Consider the following 23,553-nt stretch of genomic DNA (forward strand, 5'->3'; position numbering starts at 1 on the left):
CGGTCCCCCTTTCAAGACGTTAAAAAATAATGGCCAATCTCGCACTGGCGACCTTGGCGTACGGTACTACATGTTCTTTTTTGCCCGCGGAGATGAGCAGTTCCTCGTTCTCGAACGAGAGCAAACGACCTTCGAATTCTTTGAGTCCTTGAATCGGCTCATACACCGTTACATATACATCCTTGCCAACCGCTTTGGCAACATCCGCAGCTTTCTTGAGCGGACGTTCAGCTCCGGGCGAGGAAACCTCAAGGAAATAAGCTTCGGGAAACGGATCATTCTCATCCAGCTTCTGGCTGATATATTCGCTGATGGTGCCGCAGTCATCGATATCGATGCCGCCTTCTTTATCTACGAATACGCGCAGGAACCAATTGGAGCCTTCTTTCACGTATTCAACGTCCACCAGTTCGAAACCATTGTCCTCGAGATAGGACCCAAGCAGTTGCTCTACCGTCTGTTTAATTTTGGATTTGGGTGTGCTCAAAAGAAGATTACCTCCACGAACTTGTCTTTTGCTATATACCAAAGATAAAGAGTGGGTTTCCCCACTCTTTACACAACGGACTTATCTCATTATTACCAAAAAAATTATACCATAGTGAGTCTGCACTGACAAGTACCAGCCCTTGACTCCCTTATTTCAAAGCATGATTTGCAGCGAAATTTAGAATAATGACAGCTGGTTGCTCTCCGGCAATCCGCGGAAGCAGCCCATTCCGTTAAGCAGCTCAATCACCGTTTTACTGGCTTTGGATTTCTGCTGGAAGTCCTCAATGGAGAGGAATTCGCCGGCATCCTTGGCTGCCGCAATATTGATCGCGGCATTGTCACCAATACCCGCAAGCGAAGAGAACGGCGGAATCAGGCTGGTGCCGTCAACGGTGAATTTGGTGGCATCGGAACGGTACAGATCGATATTTTTGAAGGTGAAGCCGCGGGCAGTCATCTCCAGTGCCATTTCCAGTACCGGAAGCATCGCTTTTTCCTTCGGCAGCGCCTGGAAGCCTTTTTGCTCGATCTCTACAATCTGGCGACCAATGGCCTCATATCCCTTGCAGCAGAGTTCAATATCGAAATCAGCGGCACGGACAGAGAAGTAAGTCGCATAATATTCAATCGGATAATACAGCTTGAAGAAGGCGGTCCGCACTGCAGAGATGACATACGCTGCCGCATGCGCCTTCGGGAACATGTATTGGATTTTGAGACAGGAATCAATGTACCACTGCGGCACCTTGCATTTCTTCATCTCTTCGATCCACTCGGGCGGAAGCCCCTTCCCTTTACGCACACTTTCCGTAATTTTGAAGGCCAGGCTGGCATCCATATCGGCCTTATAAATCAGGTAGAGCATGATATCATCACGGCAGCCGATAACCGTCTTGATGTTGCAGGTATTGTTCTTGATGAGCTCCTGGGCATTCCCCAGCCACACACCGGTCCCGTGGGACAAGCCTGAAATCTGCAGCAAGTCGGCAAAGCTGGAAGGCTTGGCTTCCACGAGCATCTGGCGGACGAATTTCGTCCCCATTTCCGGTACTCCGTAGGTAGCTACAGGGGTCCGGATCTGATCCGGTCTTACCCCGAGCGCATCTGTGGAGTTGAACATGCTCATCACCTTCGGATCATTCATCGGAATGGTGGTCGGGTCCACGCCGGTCAGATCCTGCAGCATGCGCATCATGGTCGGATCATCATGGCCCAGAATATCAAGCTTCAACAGGTTGGCATCGAAGGCATGATAGTCAAAATGGGTTGTTTTCCACTCAGCCGTAACATCATCCGCCGGGAACTGCACAGGGGTAATATCTTCAATCTCCATATAATCCGGCAAAACAACGATACCGCCGGGATGCTGCCCCGTACTGCGCTTCACACCCGTGCAGCCTGCCGCCAGACGGCCTATCTCGGCTCCGCGCCAGCGTTTCTGGTGATGCTCTTCATATTTCTTTGTGAACCCGAAGGCGGTCTTCTCAGCTACGGTACCGATGGTGCCTGCCCGGAATACATTGTCAGGTCCAAACATTGTTTTGGTAAAATTGTGGGCATTCGGCTGATACTCCCCGGAGAAGTTAAGGTCGATATCGGGAACCTTATCCCCCTTGAAGCCCAGGAACGTCTCAAACGGGATATCCTGGCCTTCACCCTTCAGATTCCCGCCGCAGTCCGGACAGGCCTTGTCCGGCAGGTCGAAACCGCTCGGCACGCTGCCGTCAAGGAACCATTCACTATGCCTGCACTCCGAATTCGTGCAGATATAGTGGGCCGGCAGCGGATTAACCTCAGAAATACCAAGGAACGTTGCAACAACGGACGACCCTACCGATCCACGCGAGCCGACGAGATATCCATCCTGGTTCGACTTTTTAACGAGCCGTTCCGAGATCAGATAGTTGGCAGAGAAACCGTATTTAATAATCGGGGCGAGTTCCTTCTCCAGACGGGCTACTACAACCTCCGGCAAATCCTCGCCGTAAATTGATTTGGCTGTCTCATAGCAGGTATTGCGGATCTCATCATCCGCTCCTTCAATAATCGGGGTGAACAGCTCGCTCGGGAACAGATCATATTCCTCGAAACGTTCGGCCAGCTCCACGGTATTGGTGACCACGACCTCCATCGCTTTTTCCGGGCCCAGGAACTCAAATTCCGTAAGCATTTCCTCGGTGGTCCTGAAATGGGCATCTGGTTTACGCTGGTCCTTCAGCGGACTGAAGCCGGTAATCCCGTGAATTGTAATATCACGGAACAGCTTGTCACGCGGCTCCAGGTAATGCACGTTGCCGGTGGCAATGACCGGCTTGTTCATCTGGTCGCCGATTTCACATATCTTGCGCACAACACCGCGTAAATCCTCGGCGCTGGCCACGAAGCCTTTATCCACCAGATGCATGTACATGGTCAGCGGCTGAATCTCCAGAACGTCATAGAACTGGGCGACCTCAATGGCCTCCTCCACCGTCTTGTTCAGCACCGCTTCAAAGAACTCACCGCGCTCACAGCCGGAGATGACAATCAGCCCGTCCCGGTGTTCCTCAAGCTTCGATTTGGGGATACAGGGTACCCGTTTATAATACTCCGTGTGCGACATGGAGATCAGCTTGTAGAGATTCTTTTTGCCGGTCGGATTCAATGCATAAATGCCGCAGTGAAACGGCCGTACATTCGAGAGGTCATTGCCTACATAATCATTCAGCCGGTCAAGCCGGGTTAACCCTTTCATCTTTTCCGCATCCGCGAGTAATCCATTAAGGATACCGCCCAGGGCAATCGTATCGTCCACCGCCCGGTGATGGCTCTCCAGCAGCACTTTGTACTTGTCAGCGAGTGTATTGAGCCGGTGGTTCTTCATCGTCGGGAAGAGCAAACGCGCAAGCTCCAGCGTATCCAGCGAAGGATTCGGCAGCTGCGGCTGTCCCAGCTTCTTCAGGGAAGCCTGAATGAACCCCATATCAAACCGTGCATTGTGGGCTACCAGAATGCTGTCGCCTATAAACTCAACGAACTCTTTGAGTACAGGTTCCAGATCAGGAGCGTCTTTGACCATTTCATCGGTAATGTTGGTCAGCTGCTGGATATGGTAAGGAATCTTTTCATGCGGATTAACGAAGGTTGTATAACGGTCCAGCTCTTTGCCTTCGCACATTTTAATTGCTGCAAGCTCTGTAATATTGTTGCGCGTGATCGACAGACCGGTGGTTTCGATGTCAAATACGACATAGGTTGCTGTTTTGAGCTCCAGGGGCTGTGCATTCTCCACGATGTTTACAGCATCATTTACGACGTTGGCTTCCACACCATAGAGCATTTTGAGCTTATGCTTATGTGCAGCATGGTTCGCATCCGGGAAGCTCTGGACATTACCGTGATCCGTAACAGCCAGTGCCGGGTGTCCCCATTTCGCAGCGGTTTTGACATAATCGGTGATGGTTGCCACTGCATCCATCGTACTCATTGTGGTATGCAGATGGAATTCCACCCGCTTCTGCTTGGCATTGTCCTTACGCGCCGGCGGTGCAGAGACTTCCGACAAATCCGACGGGATCATCACCAGTTCCGGAATTTGCATGAAGCGGTCGTATTCAACTTTGCCGCGTGCCCGCACCCACTTACCGTTGGCCAGCTGCCCCATCACTTTAAGGTCTTCCTTGGTCTTCGCAAACATCTTCATCTGCAGTGAGTCGGTGAAGTCGGTGATGCAGAAGGTATAGAGCGTGTTGCCGTTACGCAGCTCTTTGGTGTCGAGTCCAAAAATCGTACCTTGAATCGTGATCTTCTTCTCTTCATCCTGGATGTCCAGAATCGATACGGCCTGCTCTTTGATCTCATATCCGATCTGAAGCTTAATTACCTCATTCGGATCACCGGGTTCCTCAGGCTCGTCCGGTTCGCTGGCCATCATCATCATCTCTACCAGTTCACGCTGTTCCTGCTGGAGTTTCTGCTGGAATTCCTCGTAGGCATCCGCTTTGCTCTCGTTCTCGGCAATCTGCAGCTTCACCTTAAGGGAAAGTCCGAAATATTTATCATAATATTTAATAATGGCTGCTTCGATGCCTTTTTTACGGGCCAGTTCAAGAGACATGGAATCGCTCAGGCTAAGCAAAAGCGTGCCGTCCTGCAGGTCCTGACTGGAGCGCGTCAGCCATCCGTTAACGGATGGAATCTCACGCTGGACCCACTCGAGGAACATTCCCCAGTACTCCTGTACAATATCCGCTCTGTTGATTGTGTCATCATATAGGAACAAGAAGCTGACTTTGGCAATATGCTGCAGCTTCTCACGCATTCTAAGGACAAAGGTCCGGTAGGTCTGGGCCGGAACCAGGCTGTCTTTCGCAATTACAATATGCCAGTCACGGTTACCGCGGCTGATTTCCACACGCTCGATCTGCCCGTCCAAAAAGTAGGGATCAATAATGGCCGGTGGAATTTCCCCCTGCTTCATTAACAGCTCGAACCTTTTTCTTCTCTCCACGTTTAGCTCCATGGTTTCCCCACCTAACTCGGCAATAATTAGCTATACCCATAACATAATTCTAATATAGTAAGAAAAGCTTCCGGTTCAAAAAGCATTGGGTAATTGCGGCCCGCCGACTCCTCTCGCCAGAAGCTAATATAAAGGATCAAATAAAAATTGAAGTTGCCGCTTAATACGCTTTGGCGAATACAACTGTATGCAGGGCCGGCTCACCGCAGCAAATACAAGTCTCTTTCGTTTCGGACGGATTGAACGGAATATTACGGCTGCCTGCGCCTGTTTCTTCCTTCACCTTGGATTCACATTCCTCCGAGCCGCACCAGCCTGCAAGTGCAAAGCCGCGCTTCTCTTCCATGGATTCCTTCATTTGCTCTAAGGTATCTACAGAATAGAAATGATCCTCACGGAACTTCAGAGCCCGCTCGAACATTTCCTGGTGAACCTGCTTCAGCATAGCCTTCACTTCTTCAACCAGATTCTCCTGCTGGATAATCTTCTTCTCTCCGCTGATCCGGGATACGATTACGCAGACTCCGTTCTCCATATCACGCGGTCCAAGCTCCAGACGTACCGGTACACCGCGCATTTCGTATTCATTGAACTTCCAGCCCGGTGTAACATCAGCGCGGTCATCTACACGTACGCGGATTCCGGCACTCTTCAGCTCTTTGAACAGCTCATCTGTGCGCCCGATCACTGCTTCACGGGTCTTAGGCGGCCCGATCGGAATCATAATGACCTGAGTAGGCGCTACCTTCGGCGGCAAAGCCAGTCCGCGGTCATCCCCATGCACCATGATCAGTGATCCGATTAGACGTGTTGTAGAGCCCCATGAGGTTGTATGTGCATATTCCAGTACATTATCACGGCTTAAGTATTGGATATCAAAGGCAACTGCGAACTTGGTACCCAGATAATGCGAGGTAGCCGCCTGCACAGCCCGTCCATCTTTCATCATTGCTTCAATGGAATACGTATCTACCGCACCAGCGAACCGCTCGGATGGTGTCTTCTGTCCGGTAACCACCGGAATCGCCAGAAAAGTCTCTACGAAATCACGGTAGTTATCCAGCATCTTCATCGTTTCTTCACGCGCTTCCGTCTCATTCTCATGCGCGGTATGGCCTTCCTGCCAGAGGAATTCCGTAGTACGGATGAACGGCAGTGTACGTTTTTCCCAGCGGACTACATTAGCCCATTGGTTAATCAGCACCGGAAGGTCACGGTAGGACTGAATCCATTTGGAATACATGTGGCCGAACATGGTCTCGGAAGTAGGACGGATTGCCAGACGTTCTTCCAGCACATCGCCACCAGCTTCAGTCACCCAAGGCAGCTCCGGATTGAAGCCCTCAACATGTTCTTTCTCCTTCTGGAAAAAGCTCTCCGGAATAAACAGCGGGAAGTAGGCATTGCGGTGTCCGGTTTCCTTGAGGCGGCGGTTCATCTCCTCCTGGATATGTTCCCAGATCTCGTAGCCGTCCGGTTTGAACACAATACAGCCGCGGACCGGAGAATAATCCATCAGGTCCGCTTTTTTGATCACATCAATATACCAGCGTGAGAAATCTTCGCCCTGCGGCGTGATTTCCGTAACGAACTGCTTGTCTTTTGCCATGTAAAGAGATCCTCCTAAATTCGCCCCGCAAAGCGCCGGTTAACAAGTGAAGCTGTCAAGAGCTTTGCGGGGACCCCAAAAGAATGTAATGTGAACAAATCAGCCGCTTATGAGGCGTAATATATCATTATAAGTCACAGCAATCATCACCAGGAACAGCAGCGCAAAGCCTACGAAATGGACCATGCCTTCGCGGTTCGGGTCCACCGGCTTACCGCGCAGCGCCTCCACGCCGAGAAACACGAGCCGGCTTCCGTCAAGTGCAGGAATCGGCAGCAGGTTGAAGATCCCGAGATACAGGCTGAGAATAGCCGCCCAATAAGTCAAATACTGAATCCCCTGCTGGGCAATCTGTCCGGTCAGCTGGAAGGTTCCCACGGGTCCGGAGATATCATCCATATTGAACTTGTTGATCAGCTGCTTGAAGCCGATGAAGATCAGCTTCGTGGTATCCACCATGGCAGTTCCTGACTTGGTGATAGTCTCACCAACCCCGGCCTTGCGAGTAGGAAGTTCCGGAGTGATCCCGACTTTGCCGCCTTCCTCCCCTTCCATACTGCGGGGAATCATAGCTACATTAAGCGTTTCATCGCCGCGCTGCAGTGTCCACTTCATCTCTTTGCCCTTGGACGCAGAGGTGAGCGAGATCATTTTCTGGTAATCTCCACCGATAGTTTCGCCGTTAACGGCTACGACAATGTCGCCTTTCTGCAGACCGGCTTCCTGGGCCGGCATTCCTTCACTTACATCACCGATCTTCACATAGGTCGGATTCTCCACCTGGATACCGGCCATTTGCAGATGAAGTGCGAACAGCACAAAAGCCAGAATGAAGTTCATCACCGGACCGGCCAAGATCGCCACCGCGCGCTGGCCCACGCTTTTACTGCCGAACTGGCGGTCTTTGGGCGCGATCTGCGTCTGCTGGCTTCCCTTAATCATCATCGCCTGCGGATGTACGTCGTATGTGGTTACTTCACCATCCACATCGAGACGGATTTTCAGCTCATTCTCAAGATCCGTGAATTGTGCTTCACCGCGGATTACATTTCTGCGTGTATCCAGTGAATCCAGGTAAATATTCTTCACCTTATTATCCTGGCCCAGTCTGACCGCAATGGTCTGTCCGGGACCGATCTCAATCATTTCCGGATCCTCTCCGGCCATCCGGGCATATCCCCCAAACGGCAGCAGGCGAAGCGTGAACTGGGTTTCATTGCGTTTATAAGAAAACAGTTTCGGACCGAAACCGATAGCAAATTCCCTCACAAGAATTCCGGCGCGTTTGGCAAAATAATAATGTCCCCATTCATGGACGGTCACCAGAACAAAGAACATAAATACCGTCAAAAAAACGACTCTTACCATCTCCATTGCGAAACATTCCCCCCTTTAGGTGTAAGACCGAAGTATGTCCTCTTAATTTATCATTATTCCAAGGTAAGGCACAAGAGAATCAACAGTCCACCCCTATTTTTCAGGGCATAACAAATATTTCCGGAATACAAAATGCGCCTTGTCCTCTTACAGCACAGCCGCAAGTTCCCGGGTCACCGTATCACAGTGCTGAATCTGCTCCAGATTCGGATGAGCCGCATTCTCATGGCGCTGAAGGACTTCATCAATAATCTCGTCAATCCGCAGGAACGGAATCTCGCCGCGCAGGAAACGGGCAACGGCAATCTCATTCGCTGCATTGAAGGCGGTTGTAGCCGTACCTCCCATGGTGCCGCAGTCGATAGCCAGCTTCAGGGCGGGGAAGCGCTCATAGTCCATCTCACGGAAAGTGAGACTGGCTACTTTGGCCAGCGACAGCCGCTCAGCAGGCGACTGCCAGCGGTCCGGATAGGTGAGTGCATATTGAATCGGAACCCGCATATCCGGCGTTCCCAGCTGCGCTATGATACTGCTGTCACGGAATTCCACATAGGAGTGAATAATGCTCTCCGGATGCAGCAGCACATTAATCTGTTCATACGGGAGGGCAAACAGATGATGCGCTTCGATTACTTCCAGCCCTTTGTTAACCATGGTTGCCGAATCAATCGTAATCTTGGCCCCCATGCTCCAGTTCGGGTGGCGCAGCGCATCCTCTACAGTAACATTCTTAAGCTGTGCTCGCGTATAATCACGGAAAGATCCTCCGGATGCTGTGATGGTAATCGAGGCAACATCTTCGCGGTTCTCGCCGTTTAAGCATTGAAAAATGGCTGAATGCTCGCTGTCAACCGGCAGCAGCTTGACGCCTTTGCGGCCCGCCAGCTCCGTAACCAGGTGTCCGGCGGTAACCAGCGTTTCCTTGTTGGCCAGTCCAATATGTCTGCCGGCTTCAATAGCCGCCATTGTAGACTGCAGACCCACACTGCCCACGAGGGCAGTCACAACCGTCTCAGCGTCACCGCCGGCGGCAATCTCCACCAGACCTTCACGTCCGCTGTAGAGCTCTACGCCGGCAGGCAGACTGGATCTGATCTCCGCTGCAAGCTCCGGTGTAGATACAGAAACGCGGCGCGGATGGAAGCGGCGGACCTGCTCCAGCAGCAGCCGGGTATTCGTTCCCGCTGCCAGCCCGTCCACTACAAAGGCTTCCGGATGCATGGCTACGACATCGAGTGTCTGGGTGCCGACTGAACCCGTAGAGCCGAGAATACTGATTCTTTTCACAGTTGAAACCTTCTTCCTGTCGTTAATAGTAAGGCATCAGCATTACGATATGTACGAAAGGAAATACGATAATCCAGCTGTCACAGCGGTCCAGGATGCCTCCATGACCAGGCAGCAACGAGCCTGAATCCTTAATACCGTACACCCGTTTATAAGCAGACTGTACAAGATCTCCGAGCTGACCCAGAACGGCGCAGGAAACCCCGATAAGCAGTGCGCGTCCGATTGTCAGCAGATCAGGAACCAATAGGGCAAAAACAATTGAAATCACGGCAGAGATTAATACTCCGCCAAGGGCACCTTCGATAGTTTTGTTAGGACTAATCGCCGGCCAGAGCTTATTGCGTCCGAAGCTTCGGCCGACAAAATACGCTCCGGCATCACTTCCCCAGATGCAGCACAGCAGCAGAAACGTCCAGAGAAGCCCATGTCCATCTCCCGCACCGCGGGCGATAGCCATATAAGAGAAGCCCATCCCTATGTATACAATGCCGGTGAACATCAAAGCGGTGATCTTAATATCCAGCTTGTTCTTGCTGAAGACCGTAACCAGCAGGAATAACAGCATAAGCAGCCAGATTCCCTGCTCCCACGATAATAACTCGGAAGTCCCCAGCAGGTTCCAGGGGATCATGAAGCATACTACGGACGCATAACCAAGTACAGCAGTCCCTCCGAAGGTTGCTGTACCTGTCATTTTTACAAATTCATAATAGCCGATGAGGGCCATGGCAGTCAGCAACAGCTGATACGGCCAGCCTCCCAAAAGGCACAAGCCCAAAAACAAGGCTCCGGCAACAATTCCGGTAATCAATCGCTGCTTCAAAGATTCCCATCTCCCATCAGGCTACTTCAATCCACCATAACGGCGTGTGCGGCGTTGATATTCTGCCACAGCCTGCATCAGATGCGTCTTGTCAAACTCCGGCCAGTACACATCTGTAAACCATAATTCACTGTAGGCAATCTGCCAGAGCATAAAGTTACTGAGGCGCATTTCGCCGCTCGTACGGATCAGCAGATCAGGGTCAGGCAGTCCGCCGGATAAGAGTCTGCTGTCAATCAGTGCTGAAGTAATCTCATCAGGTGTCAGAATACCTGCCTGGATATCCTTGCCCAAGCCGCGCATACAGTCTTCAATCTCTTTACGGCCACCGTAGTTCAGTGCAAAATTAAGTATAAGTCCGGTATTCCCTTCGGTCCGGGCAACCGCTTCTTCCATCGCCCTGCGGGTATGGGAAGGCAAAGCCTCGGTATCCCCCATTACACGTACCTGTACATTCTTCTCAATCAGTTCATCCAGTTCAATGGCCAGAAATTCCACAGGCAAGCGCATCAGGAAATCAACCTCATCCTTCGGCCGCTTCCAGTTCTCCGTGGAGAAAGCGTACATGGTCAAGAACTCTACTCCCAGGTCATTCGCCGCGATTGTCGCACGTTTGACCGCCTTCATCCCGTTCTGATGACCCACAATACGGGGCAAGCCGCGCCGTTTCGCCCAGCGTCCGTTGCCATCCATAATTACAGCTACATGCCGGGGAATATTATCCGGTGAAATCTCGACTGGCTCCTGCCTGTCTTTACGGCTCAGCCATTCTTGAATCCGTTTGATCATTTCCGTTTCCTCCAAGCTCTTATCAGAAAGAGACAAACCCCACCATAGACGGAGGGGCCTGAAGTCTCTTGAATTTCATTATACTTCCATAATCTCTTTTTCTTTGGACAAGAGCACTTTATCGACTTCAGCTATGAACTTATCCGTTGATTTCTGGATATCTTCCTGATGTCCATGTGATTCGTCTTCCGAAATGCCGTTCTTCTCCATCTTCTTGATGTCATCGTTCGCATCGCGGCGGATGTTACGGATAGCTACCTTCGCTTCTTCTCCGAACTTCTTGGTGAACTTTACAAGCTCGCCGCGGCGTTCTTCAGTAAGCGGTGGAATGGACAAACGGATGATTGTACCGTCATTGGCTGGCGTAATCCCGATATCAGACTTCATAATCGCCCGCTCGATGTCAGACATCGATGTTTTGTCCCACGGCTGGATCAGCAGTGTCCGGGAATCCGGTGTGCTGATGTTAGCCAGCTGATTAAGAGGAGTCGGAGCACCGTAGTACTCCACTTGAATGCGATCCAGCAGTGACGTCGAAGCACGTCCTGCCCGCAGTGTAGCCAAATCGCGTTTTAGCGACAAAATCGCTTTTTCCATACGCTCTTCGGCATTTTTCTTCACCGATTGTGGCATTAATTTACACTCCCTTTAACAATCGTCCCGATCTTTTCGCCGAGAACGACACGTTTAATATTGCCTTGCTCTGTAATAGCAAACACAATGAGCGGTATATTATTATCCATGCAGAGAGAGGAAGCGGTGGAATCCATAACACCCAGGTTCTTGTTCAGAATATCCATGTAAGTAAGCTGCTCGTATTTCACGGCAGTGCTGTCCTTGAACGGATCCGCGGAATAGACACCATCCACCTTGTTCTTCGCCATCAGAATCACTTCGGCTTCAATCTCGGCCGCTCTGAGCGCTGCCGTTGTATCCGTCGAGAAGAACGGATTCCCTGTTCCTGCGGCAAAAATAACTACACGGCCCTTTTCCAGATGCCGGATTGCCCGGCGGCGGATATAAGGCTCAGCAATTTGCTGCATGGCAATGGAGGTCTGAACCCGTGTAGGGACATCAATCTGCTCCAGGGCATCCTGCAGTGCCAGCGAGTTCATGACGGTTGCCAGCATTCCCATATAATCCGCTGTCGCCCGGTCAATGCCGCTTGCACTTCCCGCGATTCCGCGCCAGATGTTACCTCCGCCGCACACAATGGCAACCTGAACTCCAAGCTCAACGACTTCCTTGACCTGCTCCGCGATGGAGATGATCGTTTCGGCATCGATGCCATAGCCATTCTGTCCGGCAAGTGATTCACCGCTAACCTTAAGGACTACTCTCTTAAATACCGGCTGTTCCAATTGTATACCCTCACTTTCTTACAAAAGACGGAACACTACGTGATATGTGTTCCGCTCTTTTGATGCTTGCCTTTATTCAGTTCTTATTACAAAATGCTTCTCAGCTATTATTGGTTCACTTGTGCCATTACTTCTTCAACAAAGTTATCGACTTTCTTCTCAAGACCTTCACCCAGCTCGTAACGAACGAAACGGCGGATGGAGATGTTTTCGCCAATAGTGCTGATTTTTTCGTTCAGCAATTGGGAAATAGTCTTGTCCGGGTCTTTAACGAAAGGCTGTTCAAGCAGGCAATATTCTTCATAGAACTTGCTGATGCGGCCTTCAACCATTTTTTCAACGATTTTTTCAGGCTTGCCTTCGTTCAGCGCCTGGTTCTTAAGAATTTCTTTTTCTTTCTCAACATCTGCAGCCGGCACTTCTTCACGGCGAACATACAGCGGGTTCGCTGCTGCGATTTGCATTGCGATATCGCGGGCGAAATCTTTGAAGGAATCTGTTTTACCAACGAAGTCAGTTTCGCAGTTGATTTCTACCAGAACGCCGATACGGCCGCCAGCGTGGATGTAAGATTCTACTGTACCTTCAGTAGCGATACGACCAGCTTTGTTAGCTGCTGCGGACAAACCTTTTTCACGAAGCAATTCAGCCGCTTTTGTGATATCGTTGTTTGCTTCTTCAAGGGCCTTTTTACAATCGAGCATTCCTGCTCCTGTTCTTTCACGAAGTTCCTTTACTGCCTTTGCATCTACTGCCATTGTTATTCCCTCCAGATAATTGTCGTTGTCATACGCGGGCTCAAGGCCCATTATCCTAAAAAAAGGGCAGTGAGAGGTTATCCACCTGCCAACCACCCTTTTCATTTAAGTTCTTGTTTATGTCCCCCGGATACTACTTAAGCAGTAGTTGTGTCTTCGCCCTGATGAGCTTCAACAACAGCGTCAGCCATTTTACCAGTCAAGAGCTTCACGGCGCGGATAGCGTCGTCATTGCCTGGAATTACGTAGTCGATTTCGTCCGGATCGCAGTTAGTATCAACGATAGCTACGATAGGAATACCCAATTTGCGAGCTTCTGCTACAGCAATACGCTCTTTACGCGGGTCAATGATGAACAGCGCGCTTGGAAGACCTTTCATGTTCTTGATACCGCCCAGGAATTTCTCAAGACGATCTTTCTCTTTGCGGAGAAGGATAACTTCTTTCTTAGGCAATACTGCGAAGGTACCGTCTTCTTCCCAAGCTTCCAATTTCTTCAGGCGGTCAATACGCTTCTGAATAGTCTGGAAGTTAGTCAGGGTACCACCGAGCCAACGTTGGTTAATGAAGAACATACCCGAACGTTCAGCTTCTTCTTTTACGGAATCCTGTGCTTGTTTCTTTGTTCCTACGAATAGGATTGTGCCGTTGTCGCCAGCGACGCTCTTTACAAAGTTGTAAGCTTCCTCTACCTTTTTGACTGTTTTCTGCAAGTCAATAATGTAAATTCCGTTTCTTTCAGTGAAGATATAACGATCCATCTTTGGATTCCAACGACGAGTCTGATGACCGAAGTGTACCCCAGCTTCGAGAAGCTGCTTCATGGAAATTACTGCCATCTTCACACACCTCCTAATTTTGGTTTATTGTGTGTCTCCTCCGCCGCGTGTCATCTTTCTACAAGACTTTCTTCAGAAGAAAGCACCTCTTGTCGAAATCAACCGGCGTGTGTTTTAACACCGTCAATTACTATACCATATTAAAACATTCTATGCAACGATTACTGTGAATTTATAAATTTCTTATCGTAAAACACTTATTTCTTCACAGTAATCAGCTTATCAATAATAGAGTCCACGCTCTCTCCCTTAGCAAAACTGTAGCTGCCGTATTGGATAATCTTGTTCACTTTACGGCTGTTCGCCTTCTTAAGAAACTCCGCTTTATCTTGAATAACTCCGGCACCGGCCAGCACATCCGCAGTTTGGGCGAGTGTAATTCCTGTAGGAATCCGCACAGAAATATCGCCGTTCACTGCAACCGCAGGCGCTTCCGGACTGGCTGGAGCTACAATGCCCGTGTCTGCAGCACTGCTCTCCGGCTGTACTGGCGCTGACGGCTTGCCGGGAGTCACAGCTGCACTCGGCTCCACTGCGGCTTTAGGTGTGGCCGCAGGAGCCGGAGAAGCAGTTGCCGCCTCCTCTGCTGGGACCTGGGAAGACTCGGGCGTTCCCGCAGAATTGCCTTCCTGTGCTTCCTCTTCCCCGCTGGCCGCCCCTTCATCTGGGGACTGCACATGATCCACCACGGTCAAATTCAGTCGCTCCGCTTCCTTGATCAGCTGTTCTTTGGTGAGCGGAGCAGCCTTCCCGGCAATCATCAGCTGCAGCAGCAGTGCGCCGGCAATCAGACCGATGCCTAACCCGAGCATGAAGAACCGGTTCTTGATCATACCGATTCCTCCTGATGGGCCAACTGCAGAATCAGCTGGACCTCGCCCCGCTGGAGACCTGCAGTCTTGGCGATAGAATCTATCGATTTTCCTTGTTCATGCAGTTCGAACAATCGCGGATATCTCAGCTTTATGGAGCTGACCGGCTTTTGCCTGGCAGGCTGAATTTCAGCTTCAGCAGTTGGGGCTGCAGAAGCATTCTCCGCAGACTGGGCAGCCGAAGGCTCCCTTGAGAAGGTTGCGGCAAGCTGAAGCAGGCCTTTCTCTTCAGCGGTCAGCCGGGCATCCAGAAGCAGCAGGCTCTTACTAAGCTCAGCCACCTGCTCACGCAGTGTGCCAATCTCTTCCTGCAGGGCTGTTTTGTTACTCTGCGACTGCGCTTTGATGCTGCCGACCAGCTGAAGCAGTTCTGTATTCTCATGTTCGATATCTGCCATATATAACTCCAGCGCGGCCTCCGTCTCCTTGAGGCTCTTCTTCTCATCCGAGTCTTCCTTGCTGGCCTTTGCCGGCAGTCTCAGGGCATAAACGATAGCGACAGCGCCTACCAGCACGATATATACCCATGGGTCCAAGTGTCTAATCTCCTTTTACATTCAATTCATAGAAGCTTACTCATTCAATAGTTTAACTGGACTCAAAGACTGAAATCTATCCGGTGTCCCTTATAAGGATGCTCGGCATCGTGGACGGTCTCCGGCTTCCTTGACTGACGCGGATCAGCGTGGCTGTCCGGCTGCTTCTCCTTACCCCCGTCCCGCAGTGCTGATTCCGAAGATTCGTCCACCTCACTGCTGCGCATGGCGATTTCCTGGCTATGCTTGACGTTCTGGCCTGCCAATTGCTGCTGGTCAAGCGCCGGACGCTGCTGCTGGCTGTTCTGAACTTTAGCTGCATCATGTGTCCGGGGCAGGGCGATTTGTAGTTCCACCGGTTTCAGACTCATCAGATCTCATCTCCCATAGTCCATATAGAATCAAGGAATAGCAGGCCGCTCCCGCTGCCTGCCTGCTTAAATGTACGGTATTATCGATATATCCCCTTCACTGTAAACAAAGGATACCCGTTCTGTAGGATCTTTAACGAATCTGGTATACCTGCCAATAACAATCTTTGATCCTCCATAGATTGTTTTGATCACATCCACCCGTGCCCTGCCTGTATCCTCAAGCATCCGCTCAATCTCGAGTACGCGTTCCTTAATTCTCTTTTCATCACGCATATGGGATTGCTTGGTCGCATTGAGCTTCACGCGGAGCGCCACCTTATCCGGGGAAAGCTGACCGTTGTTCGCCAACTGATTGAGAAGGTATAATGCCTTATTGGTCTTGTCTTCATTCTCAAGAAGGTGACGCAATTCCTGGCGCAGCTCATTAATCTCATTTCTCAGCTCGGGAACAACGCCCACCTCAACCGCTGTAGCCGTCGACATTGTATTGCCGATGGTTCGTGCGACAACTTTATCGCCTGCCTGTACTATCCCGCCTACAATCAAACCTTTGGCACCGTTACAGAGCACATCACGGCCTGCGCGAATGTTGGAATGCATAATGCTTTGCGAGACAATTACATCTTCTCCGGCCACCACATTGCCATCCTGGATAAATGAGACTTTGACATTTTTCCCGGCGCTTACGAGGCCTTTGTTATAGCCGATAATTCCGCCGGTAATTTCGATGGAGCCGCCGGATATCAGCTCGGCACCTTCCACCCCGCCAACCACTCGGATATCTCCGGCGGATTTGACGGTGAAGCCGGTAAGCACATTGCCGCGAATGACAACCGTCCCGACAAAATCAATATTCCCTGTACTGTAATCCACATCACCATTGACCTCATATACAGGAAATACATTGATCTTGCCCTTGTCTGTCAGCGTAACCAATCCATCTATCGCCGAATACATAGAGGTCTCTTCCTGATCCACCAGTACATTCTTGCCAACCTTGAAATGGGCTTGCTTCCCTGCTCTATACGGAAGCTCCTCCCCGGTCACTGTCTTTCCGCTTACACCATTCTCTGCCGGTATGATTCTGGCTATAAGCTGGCCCTTCCTCACATTGTGAAGCCGGACCAGATCCTTATAGTCAACCTTGCCATCTTCTTTCTCCAGCGGCTTACGGTCTTCCTCCAGATCCACGGTCAGTACCATCCGTCCATCCTTGCCGTTGACAGCAGGCTGGCCGATTGCGATCGGCACCCTGTTCCAGAAATATTCTTCCGGGTTGCTGCAGATCCGCTGAACAATATCCCGCTGGATGCCAAATCGAATGTTGTGACTGACCAGGAAGCTTTCAAGATCTTCTATTGTACAGGAGAAATTCTCATCCTTCTTGATGAACTGGAGGTAAGCAATCCCTTTATCATCCGAAAACGTAATACTCAGGTATTGGCCCAAAACATATTGACCGATCAAATTCTGCTCCCCCTTGTCACCGGCGCCCGGTTAATCATTTTGCATAAGAAGATCACGGTTCTTCTCAAGTGTTCCTCTTAGCCGCAAAATAGCCTTCGAATGAAGCTGTGAGATCCGCGAAGGAGAGAGTGACATCACTTCAGCGATCTCGCTCAAAGATAAATCCTCATAATATAAAAGGGACACGACGGTCCGTTCTTTCACTGTTAATTTCTCGATGCCTTTAGTCAGCGTATCACGCAGATAGAACTCATTTACTTTACGGTCCGGATTCTTAGCCTTATCATCCACCAGAATAGACATACGTGTCTCTGATTCTTCTTCACGAATAGGATCTTCTAATGAGCAGAGCGACATGACTGCAACATCCTGCAGCATAGTCTGAAACTCCGTTTCAGTAATGTTCAGATACTGGCTCATTTCATCGTCACTAACGGATCTCAAATACTTCTGTTCCAGCTGCTGGTAGGCATCCTCGATTTTTTTCGCTTTTTCTCGCACGGATCTGGGAACCCAGTCACTTTGCCGCAGAGAGTCAAGGATCGCTCCTCTTACCCGCCAGGAAGCATAGGTCTGAAATTGCAGTCCCCGCTTGTAGTCGAATTTCTCGATGGCATCAATCAGTCCCATCACACCATTGCTGGCCAAGTCATCTTTGGATACATTTTTGGGCAGTCCCACTGCCAGACGGCTGGATACGTAATCTACAATATGGAGATAACTCTCAATCAGCTTTTTTTTGGCCTCAGGATCACCTTGCTCTTTCCATTGTTCCCATAGTCCATCTGTTTCTGACTGAGCAGCTTTATGCTCGTTCAACGGCTTTCACCCTTCCCAAAGTTTAGTCAGCGGGTACCATGCGGCGCAAGATTACGGACTTTCGCCGCAGCACTCGCTTATTCTTCTTTCAGGTGACGAACGGCCTTGGCCAATTCTTCAGGATCTTTCATAGAGACCAGTTTTGGAGGCTGCAGAGGTGTGAAACCACTCAAGTCCACACTTCCCGCTTCCGGCTTCGGTGTCAGCAGGTCCTTCAATTCCTGATCCTCTTCCGGCGTCTGAATATCAAGCTTGGCACCAAGTGCCTCACCGTTATCTTCAAATCCGGCTTCAAGGTCTGAAGATTCAGAGGATTTCCCAATAATAACACCCAATACCCATCTTAGAAGGAAAGCAAGCACAAACCAGATAATAAATCCATATATTCCCCGGATCAGGCTGGTTCCAACTAAATTATGTCCGTAGTTTGTAAGAAACGTAAATAGAAATCCAATCAACCCGAGACCTGTGCTTAATAATATTTTCTTGCTCATGGCTATATTTCCTTCGGGCCTTTTTGAACGCTGCGGATAAAGAGCACCCCGGTATTGCAGGCGATTTCTATCGTACGTCCATAATTGCCACCCGTGTCCTCCGCGATCAGCGGAATGTTCAATGCGTCCAATGCTAGTTTGCAGGATTCCACATTACGAGGCCCGATCCTCATGGTGTCACTCCCCCCGGCAAATGCGAACATCTGCGAGCCTCCGGCCATCTTGGCCACAATCCGGCTCCGGACCGCCCCTAGCGCCAGCAGGCGGGATAAAAGCTCAGGCACAGCGGTATCGGCAAACTTGGCAATATTCAGCTGTCCTTCCCGGGCAATATCTGACGAGGGCAGCATGACATGTGCCATGCCTGCAAGTCTTTTGCCGGGATCAAACAGTGTCAGGCCAACACAGGAACCAAGACCGGTCGTACGGATAAGACTGTCCTGGCTGCCTATGTTAAGATCCGCCATGCCTACTTTAATAATGCTCTGTTCTTCAATCATTATCAAACGGTACTCCTAATGCCTTGAATATTTTGGGGAATGATTCGGGATCGGGAATAAGGAAAAATTGCCCTTCAATCTCATTTTGGCCTTCCAGGAACGTCGTATCGATCAGCAGCGCATCATCACCCATCTGACCGAACTGCAGCAGCCCGTATCCAAGAATTGCCCCGGCCATATCCATAGCAAGCGCCGGTACTGTCGGATACATGGAGAGTGAGGTAAAGTCAGCCAGTGATGAAAGGTAGGAGCCGGCAAGGATATTGCCGATTTCGCTCAGTGCGGATAACTCCATTTCACTGAGCTCTTCACCGCCTGAAATCTCAATTCCGGCAATCCGGCTGAGCAGGTTGGTCGCAGCTTCCGGAGAAAGAATGAAGAACAGGTTGCCCGGAGCTTCACCTTCTACACGGAGGAATACAGCATACACCAATTCTTCAGCTCCGCCGACCTTATCGGTAATCTCCTCAAAACTGAGAAGCTGCACCTTGGGTACAGCCATATCAATCGGCTTATTAAGCAGCTGAGACAACGCGGTGGCGGCGTTACCGGCTCCAATATTCCCGACTTCTTTCAGCACATCCATTTTGAAATCCTTGAAGTTTTTGAATAGCTCCACTGGCTAGCCCTCCAGGCTTTCCAGTTGCACGATTTCGCCCTTGTTCAGCACTTCGGACAAGTTAAGCATAATCAGCAGACGGTCTTCTCCAATTTTGGCCACCCCGTCCAGATACTTCGCTTTGATTCCGCCTACGACATCCGGTGGTGTATCAATAATGTCACGGTTCAAATCAATAACATCATTCGCAGAATCGACGATGAAGCCTACTTCCATCTCATTCACATTCACAATAATGATCCGGGTCTGGTCTGTATGCTCTGCTTCCTCAATACTGAAACGGCCGCGCAGATCAATAACGGGGATGACTACACCGCGCAGATTGATTACACCTTTGATAAAAGAATAGGTCTTGGGCACGCGGGTAATGGGCATCATACGCTCAATGGTCTGGACCTTCTCCACTTCAATGCCGTATTCTTCAGTGCCAAGCTTAAATACTATGACTTTGATATCTTCAGCCATGGAATGAACCTCCCTGTTCTATCCTGATTATTTAATAAAAGCATTCGGATCGATAATAAGTGCAACTTGTCCATCACCAAGAATAGTGGCTCCGGAAATGCCTTGAACATCCGGCAGATACTTGCCCAGATTCTTGATGACAATCTCATTCTGCCCGATAAAGTCTTGAACCGCCAAGGCAACAAGACGCTCTCCCTTGCGTACAACCACAATCTCTGTTTCCTCTTCGGTGCTTTCATCATAGTCCGGAATAGAGAAGATCTTGCTCAGTGAAACGAGCGGAATATGGCTGCCCCGGAATTCCAGCATTCTGTTACCGTGAATGGTACGGATCTGAGACTGTTTGACAATCCCTGTCTCTACTATGGAAGAGAGCGGAATTGCATATTTCTCTGAACCCAGACGAACCAGCATGGCTGCGATAATCGACAGGGTCAGCGGGAGCTGAACGGAGAAGTTCGTCCCTTTACCCGGTGTAGAGTAAATGGTGACGTTGCCGCCCAGGGAGGAGATCTTTGCTTTGACTACATCCAGACCGACGCCGCGGCCCGATACGTCAGAGATTACCTCTGCCGTACTGAAGCCCGGTGCAAACAGAAGCTGATACGCTTCATCATCAGACATCGCATTGGCCTGCTCCTGGGTAATGGCGCCTTTCTTAACTGCAGACCCCAGAATCTTCTTCGGATAGATGCCTCTGCCGTCCTCTTCAATCTCGATGAAGACATGGTTGCCGCTATGGAAAGCCCGGAGGTGGACGGTCCCTGTCTCCGGCTTGCCGGCAGCGACACGGTCTGCTATGGACTCAACACCGTGGTCTACTGCATTACGCAGCAAATGCACAAGCGGATCACCAATCTCATCAATTACGGTACGGTCCAGCTCTGTTTCAGCACCGGTAACGATCAGATCAACTTTCTTGTCAAGCGATTTGGCGAGATCGCGCACCATCCGCGGGAACCGGTTAAATACGGTATCCACCGGCACCATGCGCAGCTTCATCACTATGTTCTGCAGATCCCCGCTGACCCGGCCCATATGTTCAACCGTTTCGGTAAGATCCCCGTTCTGCACTTCGGAAGCCAGCTGTTCCAGCCGAACGCGGTCAATGAGCAGCTCACTGAACAGATTCATGAGTACATCCAGACGCTCGATGTCCACACGGATCGTGCGGGAAGGAGAAGGCGCTCCACCTGCTCTGGCCGGTGCTGCCTTACTCTCTTCCTTGCCATGTGCGGAAGCAGCCGGTGAAACATTAGAGGCAGCAGGAGCAACCTCCGGCGCCGGAGCAGAGGCAGGCGCTTCTGCGGTAGCTGCAACACTTTCCTGCCCCATCTGGCGCAGGGATTCCTGATCAAGTGCTACGGCTGTAACCGTATCGATCTCCGACAAATTCAGGATCATCTTCTGAATTTCACTGGCATCCTTTTGGGTTATGTAGTAGAGGGAGAATCCGTAATCGAATTTCTCCTGCTCTATGTCCTGAACCGAAGGGAAGGACTTAACAACTTCTCCTGAACGCTCCAGAAGGTCGAAGACCATATATGCACGCACTGCCTTGAGCTGACAGTCCTTGCGGATGGCAACATCAACATACAGCACCTGATGGCCTTCCTGCAGAGACTGCTCCAGCACAGAGTACTGGAATTCATCCAGAAACACCTGGGCATCCGTGGCATTGCCGGCAGCAGCCGCAGTGACTTCAGCAGCAGCTCCGCCGGCAGCGGGAACCTCTCCCCGGACGATAGCCTGGAGAGAGGATACAATTGCCGATACATCAGCCTTCCCCTCTCCTCCGCCTGTGATGTCCTCCACCATGGATTCCAGAGCATCAATACTCTTGAACAGGGTGTCAAAAATGAAATCCTGCATCCGCAGTTTATTGTTACGCACCAGATCAAGCACATTCTCCATTTGGTGCGTAAGCGAAGCCAAATCCTCAAAACCCATCGTAGCCGCCATACCTTTCAAGGTATGGGCAGAGCGGAAAATCACCTGGACAATACTCAGATCTTCAGGATTTGCTTCCAGCCCCATCATGCTTTCGTTCAATGACTGCAGATGATCATTTGACTCATCAATAAACATGGATAAATATTGGTTCATGTCCACTAACGAGCACCTCCCCTTCGAGTTCGCTTTTCCTTTATTTAACGGCTTGCACCAGCCTTGGAGCAATTTCTTGCAAAGGCAGGATATGTTTCACGCACTGTAGCTCCACTGCAGACCGCGGCATTCCGTAAACGACACAGGTCTCTTCACTCTCGGCAAAGGTTGACGTCACACCCGAGTCATAGAGTGCCTTCATCATACGGGCCCCGTCGCTGCCCATCCCGGTCATAATGACCGCATGACGTTCAAGCGAGGTAAGCCGCAGTACCGATTCGAACAGCGTATCTACAGAAGGCCGATGTCCGTTGCGCGCTTCTTCCTTGGTAAGCTCAATCACATATTGGCCGCCGGCTGCCGGAGCAACCTTCAGATGATAACCGCCGGGAGCAATATACGCAGCTCCCTGCCGCAGAATCATGCCATGCTCCGCTTCAGCAACCTCCAGTGCGCTGAAGGTATTCAGCCGCTGGGCCAGCGATTTGGTGAAATTAGGCGGCATATGCTGAACAATGACAATCGGTGCCGGAAAATCACCGGGAATGTTCTCCAGGAACGCCTTCAGCGCCCGGGGACCGCCGGTAGAGCATCCTACAGCAACCAGCTTGCGCAGACCCCTGTTTCCGTTCACAGGGCCTGCATGCGCTACAGGAGGATCAATGAAGCCTCCTGCGGCCGTCTCAGCGGCAGCAGCCCGCAGATCAGGCAATACTGCTCCCGCATCCCCTCGGGTCCGGCTTCTGAAGCGTTCGGAGGCAGGTGGTGGCACTGCCGGAGCCGGCTTGCCCAGCCGCTTCGTAACTTCACTGCCAGGGCCTTTCACTGGCGGATTCTTGTCTGCCGCCAGCTCCAGAGGTGCTTTCCCTTTTGGCTTCAGTGTACTCTGGACCGGCTTGCGCAGGGATTCCGTTTCTTTCTTCAGCGGCTCTGCCTTCCGTTTCACTGGTTCTATGACCGTTCGCGGAGCAGGAGGCGGCGCTGGCAGAACCGTCTGATCAACAGGCGGCAGTTCAGGAGCCTTGTGAGCAGAAGCGCGTGCTTCACGCTGTTCGCGCGCCAGCATGGCTTCCTTCATCTGCTCACGGAGTGACTCCCCGACTGCGATAATATCCTGGGAGTTTGAAATGGACGGCTTTCGGATGAAATCGAAAGCCCCCCATTCCAGCGCCAGAATTGTTTCCTTCATCCCCTCTTCATTAATGCCTGACAGCATAATGACTGGAAGCGGCCGCTGGGCCATAATTATTTTCAGCGCCTCCAAACCATTCATTTCCGGCATTTCCACATCCATGGTTACCAGATCCGGCCGGAGCTCATTCACTTTCTCGATAGCTTCACGGCCGTTGGACGCCGTTGCTGTTACCTGAAAGTCAGGATCATTTTCAATTAAATCGGAAATGATTTTACGCATAAAAGCGGAATCATCAACGACCAAAACCTTGTATGGCCTCATAGCATT

22 protein-coding genes are annotated in these 23,553 nt (G+C 50.8%); all 22 read right to left on the minus strand.

Annotated features, from left to right (window positions below; all coding sequences use genetic code 11):
- Window positions 1-19: 19 nt before the first annotated feature.
- Window positions 20-487 (minus strand): ribosome maturation factor RimP, encoded by a 468-nt coding sequence (rimP, locus tag P40081_RS20765; protein ID WP_039295269.1) that lies wholly within the window; start codon window positions 485-487, stop codon window positions 20-22.
- Window positions 488-667: 180 nt separating this feature from the next.
- Complete coding sequence (locus P40081_RS20770; RefSeq protein ID WP_042138119.1) at window positions 668-4,993, minus strand: PolC-type DNA polymerase III; 4,326 nt, start codon at window positions 4,991-4,993, stop codon at window positions 668-670.
- A 160-nt stretch (window positions 4,994-5,153) separates the two neighbouring features.
- Window positions 5,154-6,602, minus strand: a complete 1,449-nt coding sequence (gene proS / locus P40081_RS20775; RefSeq protein WP_042138120.1) for a proline--tRNA ligase — start codon at window positions 6,600-6,602, stop codon at window positions 5,154-5,156.
- A gap of 99 nt (window positions 6,603-6,701) precedes the next feature.
- Window positions 6,702-7,976: an RIP metalloprotease RseP gene (rseP, locus tag P40081_RS20780; protein ID WP_042138122.1), complete on the minus strand. Its 1,275-nt coding sequence runs from the start codon at window positions 7,974-7,976 to the stop codon at window positions 6,702-6,704.
- A gap of 150 nt (window positions 7,977-8,126) precedes the next feature.
- A complete protein-coding gene (locus P40081_RS20785; RefSeq protein WP_042138124.1) occupies window positions 8,127-9,266 on the minus strand; it encodes a 1-deoxy-D-xylulose-5-phosphate reductoisomerase in 1,140 nt (379 codons plus the stop codon).
- Between the two features lie 22 nt (window positions 9,267-9,288).
- Window positions 9,289-10,092 (minus strand): phosphatidate cytidylyltransferase, encoded by an 804-nt coding sequence (locus P40081_RS20790; RefSeq protein ID WP_042138125.1) that lies wholly within the window; start codon window positions 10,090-10,092, stop codon window positions 9,289-9,291.
- Between the two features lie 21 nt (window positions 10,093-10,113).
- Window positions 10,114-10,881 (minus strand): undecaprenyl pyrophosphate synthase, encoded by a 768-nt coding sequence (locus P40081_RS20795; protein WP_039295253.1) that lies wholly within the window; start codon window positions 10,879-10,881, stop codon window positions 10,114-10,116.
- Between the two features lie 78 nt (window positions 10,882-10,959).
- A complete protein-coding gene (frr, locus tag P40081_RS20800; RefSeq protein ID WP_039295250.1) occupies window positions 10,960-11,514 on the minus strand; it encodes a ribosome recycling factor in 555 nt (184 codons plus the stop codon).
- Window positions 11,514-12,242 (minus strand): UMP kinase, encoded by a 729-nt coding sequence (pyrH, locus tag P40081_RS20805; RefSeq protein ID WP_039295247.1) that lies wholly within the window; start codon window positions 12,240-12,242, stop codon window positions 11,514-11,516. Before pyrH ends, frr begins: the two co-directional genes overlap by 1 nt.
- Before the next feature lie 107 nt (window positions 12,243-12,349).
- Window positions 12,350-13,000: a translation elongation factor Ts gene (gene tsf / locus P40081_RS20810; protein WP_039295244.1), complete on the minus strand. Its 651-nt coding sequence runs from the start codon at window positions 12,998-13,000 to the stop codon at window positions 12,350-12,352.
- A 137-nt stretch (window positions 13,001-13,137) separates the two neighbouring features.
- Entirely contained in the window at window positions 13,138-13,839 is a 702-nt protein-coding gene (rpsB, locus tag P40081_RS20815; RefSeq protein ID WP_036692565.1) for a 30S ribosomal protein S2, read from the minus strand.
- Between the two features lie 197 nt (window positions 13,840-14,036).
- Complete coding sequence (locus tag P40081_RS20820) at window positions 14,037-14,672, minus strand: hypothetical protein (protein ID WP_042138128.1); 636 nt, start codon at window positions 14,670-14,672, stop codon at window positions 14,037-14,039.
- The gene (locus P40081_RS20825) at window positions 14,669-15,247 is read right to left on the minus strand and encodes a hypothetical protein (protein ID WP_042138129.1); all 579 of its coding nucleotides are present in this window, start codon (window positions 15,245-15,247) and stop codon (window positions 14,669-14,671) included. Before P40081_RS20825 ends, P40081_RS20820 begins: the two co-directional genes overlap by 4 nt.
- A gap of 62 nt (window positions 15,248-15,309) precedes the next feature.
- Window positions 15,310-15,618: a hypothetical protein gene (locus P40081_RS20830; protein WP_042138131.1), complete on the minus strand. Its 309-nt coding sequence runs from the start codon at window positions 15,616-15,618 to the stop codon at window positions 15,310-15,312.
- Between the two features lie 66 nt (window positions 15,619-15,684).
- Window positions 15,685-17,088, minus strand: a complete 1,404-nt coding sequence (locus tag P40081_RS20835; RefSeq protein ID WP_042138132.1) for a flagellar assembly protein A — start codon at window positions 17,086-17,088, stop codon at window positions 15,685-15,687.
- Window positions 17,089-17,118: 30 nt separating this feature from the next.
- Window positions 17,119-17,907 carry a FliA/WhiG family RNA polymerase sigma factor gene (locus P40081_RS20840; protein ID WP_042138136.1) on the minus strand — a complete coding sequence of 263 codons (789 nt, stop codon included), beginning with the start codon at window positions 17,905-17,907 and terminating at the stop codon, window positions 17,119-17,121.
- Window positions 17,908-17,984: 77 nt separating this feature from the next.
- Window positions 17,985-18,401, minus strand: a complete 417-nt coding sequence (locus tag P40081_RS20845; protein WP_042138137.1) for a hypothetical protein — start codon at window positions 18,399-18,401, stop codon at window positions 17,985-17,987.
- A gap of 2 nt (window positions 18,402-18,403) precedes the next feature.
- The gene (locus tag P40081_RS20850) at window positions 18,404-18,901 is read right to left on the minus strand and encodes a chemotaxis protein CheD (RefSeq protein WP_042138138.1); all 498 of its coding nucleotides are present in this window, start codon (window positions 18,899-18,901) and stop codon (window positions 18,404-18,406) included.
- On the minus strand, window positions 18,894-19,487 hold the full coding sequence (locus P40081_RS20855; RefSeq protein WP_216626453.1) for a chemotaxis protein CheC: 594 nt from the start codon (window positions 19,485-19,487) through the stop codon (window positions 18,894-18,896). Before P40081_RS20855 ends, P40081_RS20850 begins: the two co-directional genes overlap by 8 nt.
- Before the next feature lie 36 nt (window positions 19,488-19,523).
- A complete protein-coding gene (locus tag P40081_RS20860) occupies window positions 19,524-19,985 on the minus strand; it encodes a chemotaxis protein CheW (RefSeq protein ID WP_039295214.1) in 462 nt (153 codons plus the stop codon).
- A gap of 27 nt (window positions 19,986-20,012) precedes the next feature.
- Window positions 20,013-22,097, minus strand: coding sequence for a chemotaxis protein CheA (locus P40081_RS20865; protein ID WP_042138141.1), 2,085 nt, complete (start codon window positions 22,095-22,097; stop codon window positions 20,013-20,015).
- A 34-nt stretch (window positions 22,098-22,131) separates the two neighbouring features.
- Window positions 22,132-23,547, minus strand: a complete 1,416-nt coding sequence (locus P40081_RS20870; protein ID WP_042138143.1) for a protein-glutamate methylesterase/protein-glutamine glutaminase — start codon at window positions 23,545-23,547, stop codon at window positions 22,132-22,134.
- Window positions 23,548-23,553: the final 6 nt, after the last annotated feature.

Origin of the sequence: Paenibacillus sp. FSL P4-0081, assembly GCF_000758565.1 — a bacterium.
In the GTDB taxonomy this organism is placed as follows: Bacteria; Bacillota; Bacilli; order Paenibacillales; family Paenibacillaceae; genus Paenibacillus_AQ; species Paenibacillus_AQ phytohabitans.